The organism is Cellulosimicrobium sp. CUA-896, assembly GCF_001942335.1.
In the GTDB taxonomy this organism is placed as follows: Bacteria; Actinomycetota; Actinomycetes; order Actinomycetales; family Cellulomonadaceae; genus Cellulosimicrobium.
Map to the genome: position 1 here is coordinate 80,020 of NZ_MKKH01000006.1, position 12,202 is coordinate 92,221.

Consider the following 12,202-nt stretch of genomic DNA (forward strand, 5'->3'; position numbering starts at 1 on the left):
AGGACGGACGCGCCTGCGGGCCGGGCACGGCCGTCACCACGCGCTCACCACCGCGCGGGCGCGGGAGATCGAGTCCTCGCCGTCGGTCGAGCGCGCCTGCGGGTCGCTGGCGTGGTCGGCGAACGCCGGGCGGTAGTAGCGCGCGATGACCGGTGCGAGCCGCTCGGCGTCGGCGAGCTGCTCGATCTCCGACAGCGTCATCGACGACGCGTCCTGCCCGGTGCGCCCCGACGCGAACCCGCGCAGCTCCGCCGACAGCGCGAGGTGCAGGCGCGCGCGTCGAGCTCGCCCGCCCGGTAGCGCTGCGCGACGACGTCGAGCCGGCGCCCGTACTCGGCGCGCAGCCGACCGTACGGGTCCGGCGGCCCGGCGGGGGACGGCTGCGCGGCCGCCTCCGCCGCCCGCTCCTGCGCGCTCGCGCGCGTGCGCCACAGGACCAGGACGACGACCGCGGCCGCCACGAGGAGCAGGCCGACGCCCACGGCGGTCCACCACCACGGGTAGCCCACGGGGGCCACAAGCTCATCGGCGGGCACGGGCGCTCCTCCCCAGCAGCTCGACGAGGCGCGGCACGACGTCGTCCGTCCCCGCGACGAGCACGGACTCCACCCGGAGGTCGGTGAGCCGCTGCGCGACCTCGGCGCGTCGACGGGAGACCGCGTCCGCCGCGGCCTGCACGAGCGCCGCCCGCCCGCGCAGGAACGGGGGCAGGCGCAGGCCGCCGTCGACGTCCGCGACCTCGCGGCGCGCGCCGCCGGCGCCGTCGACGGCGACGGGGGACAGGTCGGCGACGCGCACCAGGAGCACCTCGTGCCGCACGCGCAGCGACCGCAGGAGCGTGGCGTGACCGGCGTCGGGACGGGCCTCGTCGGTGACGACGACCACGAGCGACCGCCGCCGGAACGCCGTGAGCGCGCGGTCCAGCGGGCGCCCCAGGTCGCTCGCGGGAGCGCCCGGGTGCCACAGGCGGTCGACGGTGCGCAGGAGCACCTCGAGGTCGCGCGTGCTCGCGCGCGGGGGGAGCTGGACGACGCGGTCCGCGTCGCCCGCCACGAGCGCCACCCGGTCGCCGCGGTCGCGGGCCAGGTACGCGACGAGCGCGCAGCACAGGCTCGCCACCTCGGCCTTCGTCTCCCCGCTCGGCGCGGCGGCGGCCATCGAGCGCCCCGTGTCGACGACGAGCACGAGGTTGACGTTCGACGCCCGCACGAACCGCCGGACGATCGGGATGCCCGCACGCGCGGACGACTTCCAGTCGATGTCGCCGACGTCCTCCCCCGGCGCGTACAGGTGCAGGTCGTCGAAGTCCTGCCCGTGGCCCTTGTAGACGGAGCGGTGGTGTCCCTCGAGCAGGCCCGCGGCCCGGCGCACGACCGGGAGGTCGAGCCGGGCCCGGACCTGGGCGAGGCGGGAGACGTCGGGCACGGGAGCTCAGGGCGTGGGGACGGCGTCGAACACCGCGTCGACGAGCTGCTCCGGCGGCACGTCGTGCGCGAGCGCGTCGAACGTGCGCACGAGGCGGTGCCGCAGGACCGAGTAGCGCACCGCCTTGATGTCGTCGGGCACGACGAACGCCCGTCCCGCGAGGACCGCGAGCGCCTGGCCCACGCGCATGAGCGCGATGGCGCCGCGCGGGGACGCGCCGACCCGCACGTGCTGCTCCAGCCCCGCGACGGGTCGGGGGCCGGCGCCGCGCGTGGTGCTCACGAGGTCGACGACGTAGCGCTTGATCGAGTCGTCCACGTAGACGTCGTCGACGAGCCCGCGCAGGAACCGGACGTCGTCGAGCGAGACCGGCTGGGCGGAGACGGGCTCGTCCAGCTGACCGCTCGCGACGCGCTGGAGGATCTCGAGCTCCTGGTGCGGCGTGGGGTAGGTGAGCACCTCCTTCATGAGGAAGCGGTCCATCTGGGCCTCGGGCAGCACGTAGGTGCCCTCCTCCTCGATGGGGTTCTGCGTCGCGAGCACCATGAACGGGTCGGGAAGGGGGTAGACCTCGCCGCCGATCGACGTCTGCTTCTCCTGCATCGCCTCGAGCATGGCCGACTGGGTCTTGGCGGAGGAGCGGTTGATCTCGTCGAGCAGCACGACGTTCGCGTGCACCGGCCCGAGCTGCGTCGTGAACTGACCGGACGCGTAGTTGAAGATCTGGGTGCCGACGATGTCGTTCGGCATGAGGTCGGGCGTGCACTGGATGCGGCGGAACGACCCGTCGATCGCGGCGGCGAGGGTCTGGGCGGCCGTCGTCTTCGCGAGCCCGGGCACCGACTCCAGCAGGACGTGGCCGCCCGCGAGCAGCGCCGACACGAGCGCGGTGCGCAGGGCCTCCTGCCCGACGACGCGCTGGTCGAACACCTGGCCCATGCGCTTGAGCAGGTGGCTCGCCCGGTCCAGGTCCGCCGTGGAGATGCTGCCGTGCCTGCGGCCATGGGTCGTCCTCCGGGTGGGGTTCCGGGTGCGGGGTTCCCGGTGGGGTGGTTGCTGTGCGCGCACGGTGCACCGTGCGGACGGGCGGGGCGCGGTGCCCGCCGGCGAACCCGGCCAGTATGCCAGCGGGCTCTCGCGCGCGAACGGCGTCGTCCACAGGCCCGGGCGGGCGGGACCGCGCGTCCTGTGCCCGCCGGCGTCGGTCCGGGCGGCACCGCGGCGGGTCGCCGCCCGCCTAGCTGGTGGGATGACGACGACAGCCGTGCGCCGCGCGCCGTCGGGCGCCGCGCGGCCCGCCAACCCCTGGTGGCTCGTGCTCGCGGGCCCGACGGCGGTCGTCGTCGCGGTCCTCGCCGTGCTCGCTGCGGGGGCCTACTCGTCCGCGTTCGCCGCCGTCCCCGGGTTCAGCGACCCGGGTGCGCTCGCGCGCCTCGGGACGCCGGTCGTCACCGTGCTCACCGAGCTGTCCGTCGCGCTGACCGTGGGGTCGCTCGTCCTCGCGGCGTGCGTGCTCGCCCCGGGAGAGCCGGTGCGGCGCGCGCTCGGCCTCGCCGGTGTCGCGTCGGGGACCTGGGCGGTGCTCGCCGTCGTGCAGCTCGTGCTGCGCTACTCCGTGATCTCGGGGACGCCGGTCCCGGCGGCCACGTTCGGCGACCAGCTCGGGCTGTTCGTCTCGCAGGTGGGGCTCGGGCGCAACTACCTGCTCGTCGTCGTGGTCGCGGCGGCGACGTCGGCGTTCGCGCTCGCGGTCCGCGGTGCCACGGGCGCCCTGTGGACGGCCGTCCTCGCGCTCGTCGCGGTGGCCGCGCAGGCGAACACCGGGCACGCCGCGGGCGCCGCGAGCCACGAGCTCGCCGTGTCGTCGATGTTCCTGCACCTCGCCGGTGCGGCGCTGTGGGTCGGCGGCCTCGGGACGCTGGCCGTCGTGCGGGTGCGCGGCGGCCTCGGCCGGGACGGGCTCGGCCGCGACGGGCTCGCGTCCGCCGTCGCGCGGTACTCCGCGATCGCGCTGTGGTGCTACGTCGCGGTCGCGCTGTCCGGCGTCGTCAACGCGAGCATCCGGGTCGAGGACCTCGCCGACCTCGGCACCGACTACGGCGTCCTGCTGCTCGTCAAGGTCGCGCTCATCGTGGTGCTCGGCGTCGTCGGGTTCGCGCACCGCGAGCTCGTCGTGCGCCGGCTGTCGGGGCAGCAGAAGGTCCGGGACGCCGGTGCCCGGCGCGCCGCCGAGGCCACCGGCTGGTTGTTCTGGCGCCTCGTCGCCGTCGAGCTCGCCATCATGGGCGCCGTCTCCGGCGTGGCGGTCGCGCTCGGCTCCACCGCGCCGCCCGTGCCGGACGACGAGGTCCTCGACGCCACGCCCGCCGAGATCGTCACCGGTCACCCGCTGCCCCCGGAGCCGACGCTCGCGCGCTGGTTCACCGAGTGGCGCTGGGACCTGCTGCCCGCGTTCGCGTGCGGGGCGGCGCTCGTCGTGTACCTGGTGTGGGTGCGGCGCCTCGCGCGTCGCGGCGACCGCTGGCCGCTCGGGCGCACCGCGTCGTGGTGCGCGGGGATCGTCGTGCTGTTCTGGGTGACGTCGGGTGGGCCCGCGACCTACGGGCACGTGCTGTTCAGCGCGCACATGGTGCAGCACATGATCCTGGCGATGCTCGTGCCGGTCTTCCTCGTGCTGGCGGCCCCGGTGACGCTGCTCGTCCGGGCGGTGCCGCCGCGCAAGGACGGGTCGCGCGGGCCGCGCGAGTGGGTGCTCGCCGTCGTGACGTCGCGCGTCGGGCAGTTCTTCGCCAACCCGGTCGTGGCCGCCGTGAACTTCGCCGGCTCGATGATCGTCTTCTACTACACGCCCGCCTTCGAGCTCGCCCTCACGACGTACGTCGGGCACCTCGCGATGATCCTGCACTTCACGCTCGCCGGGTACCTGTTCGCGAACGCGCTCGTCGGCATCGACCCCGGCCCGCACCGGCCCGGCTACCCCCAGCGGCTCCTGCTGCTGTTCGCGACGATGGCGTTCCACGCGTTCTTCGGCGTCGCGCTCACCTCGGGCGAGGTGCTGCTCGTGCCCGAGTGGTTCGGGCTGCTCGGCCGCGAGTGGGGGCCGACGGCGATCGAGGACCAGCAGCGCGGCGGCGGCGTCGCGTGGGGCATCGGCGAGCTGCCCACGCTGAGCCTCGCGATCATCGTCGCGGTCATGTGGACGCGGTCCGACGAGCGCGAGGCCCGGCGCCGGGACCGCCAGGCCGACCGCGACGGCGACGCCGAGCTCACCGAGTACAACGCCATGCTCGCGAAGATGGCGGAGCGCGACGACCGCCCGTAACCCCTCCCGCCGCACCCGCTCAGCGCCGAGCACGACCTTGACGTCGTTATCCGGCCGTTCACGACGTCAACGTCATGGTCGAGCGGGACGAATCACGTGCTCGCGCGAGGTGACGGCGCACGGCCGTCACCATCCGGCCCGGCCGGGACGCGCCCGGCAGCGTCAGGTCCCGTCCCGTGAACCGGAGGACGTCCACGGTCCCGCAGGCGACGAGGTCGTTCTGCCGCTCACGGTCGCGCAGCAGGGCCGACGGCTGCGAGTGGACGTCCACGCCGTCCATCTCCGCGACGAGCCACCGTCCCGCCGGCAGGCGCCACCCGAGTTCGGCGCGTCCGAGGAAGCGGCCGTCGTCGTCCCTGACCTCGCGGCGGGGAGAGGGGCGGGCGCGGCCGGGGAGCGGGGCGGGCGCGGCTTGGAGAGGGCGGGCACGCGAGCCGGGGGCGCGAAACGGGGGCGTGATAGGACGTACTCGTGAGTACTGCTGCCGGGCCCGAGCCTGCCCGCCCCACGACCGCCGACTCCTCCGCCACGACGCCGTTCCACGACCTCGACGAGTACGTCGCGATCCCGCGCGCGGGCGGGCTCGCCCTGTCGCGCGACGGGAGCCGCCTCGTGACGGCCGTGCAGACGCTCGACGGCACGCGCACGGCGTACCGCACCGCGCTGTGGGAGGTCGACCCCACCGGGCAGGCCCCGGCGCGGCGGCTCACCCGCAGCGCGAAGGGCGAGGCGGGGGCCACGTTCACGGCCGCGGGCGACCTCCTGTTCACCTCGGCCCGTCCCGACCCGGACGGCACCGACGGCGACGACGCGAAGACGGCGCTGTGGCTCCTGCCCGCCGGCGGGGGCGAGGCGCGCGTGGTCGCGACGGCGCCCGCGGGGCTGAGCGCGCCGCTCGCCGCCGCGGAGGCACCGGTCGTGTCGGTCGCGGCGGACGTCCTGCCGAGCGCGCGCGACCTCGCGCACGACGCCGAGCTGCGCACGACCCGCAAGGACGCCAAGGTCGCGGCGATCCTCCACGACGCGTACCCGGTCCGGCACTGGGACCACGACCTCGGCCCCGGCACGACGCACCGCTTCGTCGCCGACCTCACGACGACGGTCGACGAGCCGGCCCGGCCCCTGCCCGCCTCGGACCGTGAGGACGGGCCCGACGGCCAGACCGCCCACGAGCACGACCCCCGGCTCCTCGACCTGCGCGACGTCAGCCGCGGCGCCGGCGACGACGCGGGTGGTCCCGGCCGCGCGCTGTGGGAGCACTCCGCCGACCTGTCCGCCGACGGCGCGACGCTCGTCACGACCTGGCAGGTCCCCGGCCCGGGCCCGGCCACCCGCAGCACGCTCGTCGCGGTCGACACGGCCACGGGTGCGCGCCGCACGCTCGTCGACGAGCCGGGCGCCCAGGTGCACGGCCCGCGCATCTCGCCCGACGGCGCGTTCGTCGCGTTCGTGCGCGAGACCCTCACGACCCCGCAGAGCGCGCCGGAGGAGACGGTCGCCGTCGTGCCGCTGCACGCGCCCGACGCCCGCGCCGGCGTGCACGACGCCCACGACGACACGCCCACGACGCGCGCCGAGAACCATGCGACGCCGCGCACGCTCGCCCCGCACTGGGACCGGTGGCCCACGTCGCTGCGCTGGCTCCCGGACGGCTCCGGCCTGCTCGTCACGGCCGACGACGACGGCCGCGGCCCCGTCTTCCTCGTCGCGTTCTCCCCGGACGCCAAGGGGGAGCACGGCACCGCCGAGAAGGTCACGAGCGACGACGCCGTCCTCACGGACGTCCAGGTCTCGCCCGACGGCCGCACCGCGTACGCGATGCGCACGAGCTACCTCGAGCCGTCCCACCCGGTGCGGATCGACCTCGGCGCGTTCCTCGACAGCGGGGAGCCCGGCGCGCGGACGCCCGTGCCGGCGACCGCCCTGCGCGGCCCGGTCGCGAGCCCCGAGCTCCCGGGCACGCTCGTCGAGGTGGAGACCGCGGCGTCGGACGACGTGCGCGTGCGCGGCTGGCTCGCGCTGCCGCACGGGGCGAGCGCCGATGACCCGGCCCCGCTGCTGCTGTGGATCCACGGCGGGCCCCTCGGCTCGTGGAACGCGTGGAGCTGGCGCTGGAACCCGTGGCTGATGGTCGCGCGCGGCTACGCCGTGCTGCTGCCGGACCCGGCGCTGTCCACCGGCTACGGGCAGGACTTCGTGCAGCGCGGCTGGGGCACGTGGGGCCAGGCGCCGTACACGGACCTCATGGCGATCACCGACCACGTCGAGACGCTGCCCGAGGTCGACGCGTCCCGCACGGCGGCGATGGGCGGGTCGTTCGGCGGCTACATGGCGAACTGGGTCGCTGGGCACACGGACCGCTTCGCGGCGGTCGTCACGCACGCGAGCCTGTGGGCGCTCGACCAGTTCGGCCCGACCACGGACCACTCGTACTACTGGCAGCGCGAGATGACGCCCGAGATGGCGCTCGAGAACAGCCCGCACCGGTTCGTGAAGGACATCGTCACGCCGATGCTCGTGATCCACGGCGACAAGGACTACCGCGTGCCGATCGGCGAGGGCCTGCGCCTGTGGTACGAGCTGCTCGCCGACTCGGGACTGCGGCCGGTCCTGACGGCGGGACGGTGCACCGGTTCCTGTACTTCCCGGACGAGAACCACTGGGTGCTCGCGCCGCAGCACGCGAAGGTCTGGTACGAGGTGGTGCTCGGGTTCCTCGCGGAGCACGTGCTCGGCGCGACCCCGGGCGAGGGCGAGGCGGTCCGGCCGACGACGCTCGGCTGAGCCTCGGCCCACCGGGTGCGCCGGCGACCGGCGGGCACAGGTGCCCGCCGGTCAGGCGACGATCGGCGCCGGCTCGTGCGTGGTGGCGTGCCGCCACCGGCGCACGAGCCGGCGGTCGGCCGCACCGCGGGCCGCCGCCCAGACGCAGCGCTGGGTCGCCTCGCGGTGCTCGAGCAGGGCCGTGCGGTCGTGCTCGAGCGCCCACAGGAGGGCGGCTCGGACGTCGTGGAGCGCGGGGGCGGAGGGCAGGGTGTCGTGCATGGTCCGTCTCGTGTCGTCGTGGTGGGTGGCCTGTCGGCCGTCTCTATCGGACAAGACGGAGATCCTGGTCATCCGTGACGCGACTTCGACACCTTTTTTCACCCGGTGCCCGCCGGTGACGCTCAGGCCTGGCGGGCGGCGGCCACGATCGCGTCGGCGAGATCGCGAGGACGCGACAGCATGGGCCAGTGGCCGGTCGGCACGTCGACCCAGGTGAGGTCGGCGATCTCGCCGAGCTCCGTGTGCAGCGGCGGACCGGGGGTCGCGAGCTCGGCGAGCACCGTGGACGGGATCGACGAGCAGACCACCGTGGCGGGCACGGCGAGGCGGGCCGGGTCGGCCACGCGCACCGGCTCGCGCGCCACGCGCGCGGGCATCGGCACCGCGCGCTCGCGGAACGTCGCGAGCGCGGCGTCGTCGAGCCCGTCGGTGCTCGACCCCTGGTCGGCCAGCTCGTCCCACGACGCAGCGGGAGCTCGTCCACGTCCTGCGGCAGCCCGGGGTTCGGCGCGGCCCCGTCCACGAGGGGCCCGGTGTCCACGTAGACGACCCGGCGGACGCGCGCGGGGTCGCGGTCGACCACCTCCTGGACGACGGGACCGCCGCCGCTGTGCCCCACGAGGACGACCTGCCCGTCGAGCCCGGCGACGAGGTCGGCGACGGCGTCGACGTGGTCGGCGCGCGCGACGGCGGCGCGGTCCGCGGCGGTGCTCCCCGGCGCCAGGCCGGGCAGCGTGACGGGGTGCGTCAGGAGGCCGGCGGCCTCGAGGTGGGGGACGACGTCGTCCCACGCCCACGCGCCAGCCAGAAGCCGGGGACGAGGACGACGTGCACGGGCTCGCCGCCACGGGGAGCGGCGCCGCCCGAGGCGCGGTCGGTGCTCTGGTGCTCGGTTCTCTGCGTCATGCCCTCACCGTCCCACCGCCCTGGTGACACCGGTCTGTCACCATAGGTGCGGGAGCCGGCCCCGGCGGCGGGCCGCGACGGGAGGGCGCCGTGAACAGGACGGAGCGGCTCTACGCGATCGCCGAGCAGCTGCGCCGCGCGGGCCGGACGGGCACGACGGGCCGACGTCTCGCGACCGCGCTCGAGGTGAGCGAGCGGACGATCAAGCGCGACGTGTCCGCGCTCCAGCAGGCGGGTCTGACCATCTGGGCGCAGGCGGGCCCCGGGGGCGGGTACGTCCTCGACCCGAGCGCGACGCTCCCGCCGGTGAACTTCACGCCGGGGCAGGCCGTCGCGGTGGCCGTCGCTCTCGCGACGCTGCCGCCCGGGAGCCCGTTCGCCGTCGACGCCCTCGCCGCGCGGGGCAAGGTCTGGGACGCGCTCGCGACCGGCGACCGCGACCGGGCGGAGGCCCTGGCCGCGCGCGTGTGGGTACGGCAGCCGCCGGGACCGCCGGACCCCGACGACGGCGCGGCCACCGAGGTCCGCACGGCCGACGGCACCACGGACCGCAGCGGCGCCGCCGACCGCGTCGTCGGCCCCGTCGTCGGTCCTGCGCGGTCGCACCTGCGCGTGCTGCGCGCGGTGGAGCAGTCCCTCGGCTCGTCGCGCGTGCTCGCGATCCGCTATCGCGACCGGCACGGGGAGGAGAGCGAGCGCCGGGTCGAGCCGGTGATCCTCGCCCACACCGACGGCCGCTGGTACCTCGTCGCGTGGTGCCGGCTGCGCGAGGGCGTGCGCTGGTTCCGCCTCGCCCGCGTGGTCCGCGCCGACGTCACGCGCGAGGCGTACGTCCCGCGCCCGGTCGAGGACGTCGGCGAGCCGCCCGCCGGTGCGGTCGCGGTGCGCTGACCCCGGACGAGCGCCCCGCTGACGGCGGGCGCGGCGCGGCGTATCGTCGGAGACGGCCCGTCGACGGTGACCGGAGACCGCGTGTCCGCAGCGCTCTACTCCCTCGGCAGCTGGGCGGTCCGCGCACGGCGCGTGGTCCTCCTGGCGTGGTCGGGCGTGCTCGTGCTCGTGGGGGTGCTCGCGGCGACGCTGCAGGGCGGGCTCGACGACGAGGTGACGATCCCCGGGACGGAGTCCCAGGCGGCCCTGGACCACCTCGCGGCGACCTTCCCCCAGGTCAGCGGGGCCAGCGCCCAGCTCGTGGTCGTCGCCCCCGACGGCGGCACGCTCGACGACGACGCGGTGCAGCAGCCCGTCGAGTCGGCCGTCGGGACGATCGGAGGTCTCTCGCAGATCACCGCGGTCACCTCGCCCTACGACGACCAGACCCCCGCGACCGTGGACGACGACGACAGCGCCGCGCTCCTGACGATCCAGCTCGCGGTCGAGCAGAGCGCGGTGACGGACGCGACGCTCACGGCGCTCGAGGGCGCGGCCGCCGACCTCGCCGCGGCTCTCCCCGACGGCGCGCAGTCGTCCCTCGGCGGGCAGCTGTTCAGCACGAGCTTCCCGAGCCTGTCCGTCACCGAGGCCCTCGGGCTGCTCGGCGCGCTCGTGGTGCTCGTCGTGACGTTCGGGTCGTTCGTCGCGGCGGGCATGCCGCTGCTCAACGCGATCGTCGGCGTCGGCGTGTCCATGGGACTGCTGTTCACCGCCACCTCGGTGGCGACGATCAACTCGACGACGCCGCTGCTCGCCGTGATGCTCGGGCTGGCCGTCGGCATCGACTACGCGCTGTTCGTCGTCTCCCGGCACCGCGACCAGCTCCGGGCGGGGGCGGACGTCGAGGAGTCCGTGGCGCGGGCCGTCGCCACGGCGGGCTCGGCGGTGATCTTCGCGGGTCTGACGGTCATGATCGCCCTGGTGGGCCTCGGTGTGGCCGGCATCCCGTTCCTCACGACGATGGGTCTCGCGGCCGCCGTCGGCGTGGGGCTCGCGGTCCTCGTCTCGGTCACCCTGCTGCCGGCGATGCTCGGGTTCGCGGGGGAACGGATCCGCCCGCGCGTGCACGGGCCGCGGCGGCGCGGACGTCGTCGCGCGGACCGGTCGGCCCGGTCGCACGCACCCGGGTCGCCGGATCCCGCGACCCCGGCGACCGGGGAGGCCGTCGGGCACGGCCGCAACCGGTTCTTCGCCCGGTGGGTCCGCGTGGTCACGCGCGTGCCCGCGCTGACCGTCGTCGTCGTGCTCGCCGTCCTCGTGCTGCTGACGATCCCCGCGCGGGACCTGCGCCTCGCGCTGCCCGACGCCGGCTCGCTGCCCGAGGGCGACCCCGCGCGCGTCACGTACGACCTCGTGTCCGAGTACTTCGGGCCCGGCTACAACGGCCCGCTGCTCGTCACGGGGACCGTCGTGACGTCGACCGACCCCGTCGGTCTCATGGACGACCTCGGCGACGAGATCGCCGGGCTGCCGGGCGTCGCCGACGTGCCCCTCGCGACGCCGAACCCCGCCGGCGACACGGGGATCGTCGACGTGATCCCCACCGGCGGCCCGGACTCCGAGCAGACCAAGGACCTCGTCCGCACGATCCGCGCGCAGCACGACCAGTACCTCGACGAGTACGGCGTCTCCCTCGCGGTCACGGGCGCCACGGCCGTGGGCATCGACGTCTCCGCGAAGCTCGGCGACGCGCTGCTGCCGTTCGCGCTCGTCGTCGTCGGGCTCTCGCTCGTGCTGCTCACCATGGTGTTCCGCTCGGTCGCGGTGCCCGTCAAGGCGTCGCTCGGGTACCTGTTCTCGGTCGGGGTGGCGTTCGGCGTCGTGACGCTCGTGTTCGAGCACGGCGTCCTCGCGGACCTCCTGAACGTCACGAGGACGGGGCCTGTCATCAGCTTCATGCCGATCATCCTCATGGGCATCCTCTTCGGCCTCGCGATGGACTACGAGGTCTTCCTCGTCTCGCGCATCCGCGAGGACTACGTCCGCACCCGCGACGCGCGGGCCTCCGTCGTGACGGGCTTCCAGGGGTCGGCGACGGTCGTCACCGCGGCGGCGGTCATCATGTTCGGCGTCTTCGCCTCGTTCGTGCCGGAGAGCGACATGAGCCTCAAGCCGATCGCGCTCGGCCTCGCGTCGGGGTCCTCGTCGACGCGTTCGTCGTGCGCATGGTGCTCGTCCCGGCGGTGCTCGCGCTGCTCGGTGACCGTGCCTGGTGGTTGCCGCGCCGCCTCGACCGCGTGCTGCCGTCGTTCGACGTCGAGGGGCAGGGCGTCGCGCGCGAGCTCGCGCTGCGGGACTGGCCCGAGCCCGGGGCGCGCGACGCCCTCGTCGCGCACGGGCTCGTCGTCGCGGGGCCGGACGGCCCGCTCACCGCGCCGGTCACGGTCCGCGTGCCCGACGGCGGGGCGCTCGTCGTGCACGGCGCGACCGGGGCGGCCGTGTCCGCGGTCGTCCTCGCCCTCGCGGGGCGTGTGCGACCGTCCGCGGGCGCGCTCAAGGTCACGGGGCTCGTCCTGCCGGAGCGGGCGTCCGCCGTGCGGCGCCGGGTCGCGGTCGTCGACCTCGCCGCCGA

11 protein-coding genes and 2 pseudogenes are annotated in these 12,202 nt (G+C 75.7%); 4 read left to right on the plus strand and 9 right to left on the minus strand.

The features are described from left to right. Nucleotides 1-33: 33 nt before the first annotated feature. From BJF88_RS19415 to BJF88_RS02745, 4 genes are read right to left on the minus strand one after another with little or no spacing between them, the layout of a single operon-like run. Entirely contained in the window at nucleotides 34-201 is a 168-nt protein-coding gene (locus tag BJF88_RS19415; RefSeq protein WP_158068869.1) for a hypothetical protein, read from the minus strand. After that, complete coding sequence (locus BJF88_RS02735) at nucleotides 198-536, minus strand: hypothetical protein (protein WP_139315879.1); 339 nt, start codon at nucleotides 534-536, stop codon at nucleotides 198-200. Before BJF88_RS02735 ends, BJF88_RS19415 begins: the two co-directional genes overlap by 4 nt. Next, on the minus strand, nucleotides 523-1,425 hold the full coding sequence (locus BJF88_RS02740; protein WP_075827660.1) for a DUF58 domain-containing protein: 903 nt from the start codon (nucleotides 1,423-1,425) through the stop codon (nucleotides 523-525). The genes BJF88_RS02735 and BJF88_RS02740 overlap by 14 nt, the downstream gene beginning before the upstream one ends. Before the next feature lie 6 nt (nucleotides 1,426-1,431). After that, nucleotides 1,432-2,364: a MoxR family ATPase gene (locus BJF88_RS02745; RefSeq protein ID WP_083648811.1), complete on the minus strand. Its 933-nt coding sequence runs from the start codon at nucleotides 2,362-2,364 to the stop codon at nucleotides 1,432-1,434. A 310-nt stretch (nucleotides 2,365-2,674) separates the two neighbouring features. On the opposite strand from BJF88_RS02745, the gene BJF88_RS02750 reads away from it, so the two are divergent. After that, nucleotides 2,675-4,747, plus strand: a complete 2,073-nt coding sequence (locus tag BJF88_RS02750) for a bifunctional copper resistance protein CopD/cytochrome c oxidase assembly protein (protein WP_075827661.1) — start codon at nucleotides 2,675-2,677, stop codon at nucleotides 4,745-4,747. A 58-nt stretch (nucleotides 4,748-4,805) separates the two neighbouring features. Here the strand turns inward: BJF88_RS02750 and BJF88_RS02755 are convergent, their stop codons facing one another. Further along, nucleotides 4,806-5,018, minus strand: coding sequence for a hypothetical protein (locus tag BJF88_RS02755; RefSeq protein ID WP_158068870.1), 213 nt, complete (start codon nucleotides 5,016-5,018; stop codon nucleotides 4,806-4,808). A gap of 200 nt (nucleotides 5,019-5,218) precedes the next feature. Between BJF88_RS02755 and BJF88_RS02760 the strand changes: the two are divergent. Continuing rightward, nucleotides 5,219-7,530: pseudogene (locus BJF88_RS02760) on the plus strand (prolyl oligopeptidase family serine peptidase). 51 nt (nucleotides 7,531-7,581) lie between these two features. Here the strand turns inward: BJF88_RS02760 and BJF88_RS02765 are convergent. The 4 genes and pseudogenes from BJF88_RS02765 to BJF88_RS19420 all read right to left on the minus strand — a co-directional run bounded on the left by BJF88_RS02765 (nucleotide 7,582) and on the right by BJF88_RS19420 (nucleotide 8,697). Beyond that, nucleotides 7,582-7,791, minus strand: a complete 210-nt coding sequence (locus BJF88_RS02765) for a hypothetical protein (RefSeq protein WP_075827663.1) — start codon at nucleotides 7,789-7,791, stop codon at nucleotides 7,582-7,584. Nucleotides 7,792-7,913: 122 nt separating this feature from the next. Beyond that, complete coding sequence (locus BJF88_RS21030) at nucleotides 7,914-8,168, minus strand: hypothetical protein (RefSeq protein ID WP_255371695.1); 255 nt, start codon at nucleotides 8,166-8,168, stop codon at nucleotides 7,914-7,916. Between the two features lie 5 nt (nucleotides 8,169-8,173). Beyond that, nucleotides 8,174-8,599, minus strand: a pseudogene (locus BJF88_RS22940) (alpha/beta fold hydrolase); the annotation flags it as partial. Then, a complete protein-coding gene (locus BJF88_RS19420; RefSeq protein WP_158068871.1) occupies nucleotides 8,539-8,697 on the minus strand; it encodes a hypothetical protein in 159 nt (52 codons plus the stop codon). The pseudogene BJF88_RS22940 and the gene BJF88_RS19420, both read right to left, overlap by 61 nt. A gap of 90 nt (nucleotides 8,698-8,787) precedes the next feature. Here BJF88_RS19420 and BJF88_RS02775 point away from each other — a divergent pair, with 90 nt between their 5' ends. Both BJF88_RS02775 and BJF88_RS02780 read left to right on the plus strand, forming a co-directional pair. Next, complete coding sequence (locus tag BJF88_RS02775; protein ID WP_075827664.1) at nucleotides 8,788-9,588, plus strand: YafY family protein; 801 nt, start codon at nucleotides 8,788-8,790, stop codon at nucleotides 9,586-9,588. An 81-nt stretch (nucleotides 9,589-9,669) separates the two neighbouring features. Continuing rightward, nucleotides 9,670-12,202 (plus strand): MMPL family transporter (locus BJF88_RS02780; RefSeq protein WP_075827665.1); only part of this gene is annotated, 2,533 nt, incomplete at its 3' end.

What these genes read in the sequence shown, in the direction of transcription:
- BJF88_RS19415 (WP_158068869.1), bottom strand. Translation starts at nt 201, where the DNA reads ATGACGCTGTCGGAGATCGAGCAGCTCGCCGACGCCGAGCGGCTCGCA.
- BJF88_RS02745 (WP_083648811.1), bottom strand. Translation starts at nt 2,364, where the DNA reads ATGGGCCAGGTGTTCGACCAGCGCGTCGTCGGGCAGGAGGCCCTGCGC.
- BJF88_RS02750 (WP_075827661.1), top strand. Translation starts at nt 2,675, where the DNA reads ATGACGACGACAGCCGTGCGCCGCGCGCCGTCGGGCGCCGCGCGGCCC.
- BJF88_RS02765 (WP_075827663.1), bottom strand. Translation starts at nt 7,791, where the DNA reads ATGCACGACACCCTGCCCTCCGCCCCCGCGCTCCACGACGTCCGAGCC.
- BJF88_RS21030 (WP_255371695.1), bottom strand. Translation starts at nt 8,168, where the DNA reads ATGCCCGCGCGCGTGGCGCGCGAGCCGGTGCGCGTGGCCGACCCGGCC.
- BJF88_RS19420 (WP_158068871.1), bottom strand. Translation starts at nt 8,697, where the DNA reads ATGACGCAGAGAACCGAGCACCAGAGCACCGACCGCGCCTCGGGCGGC.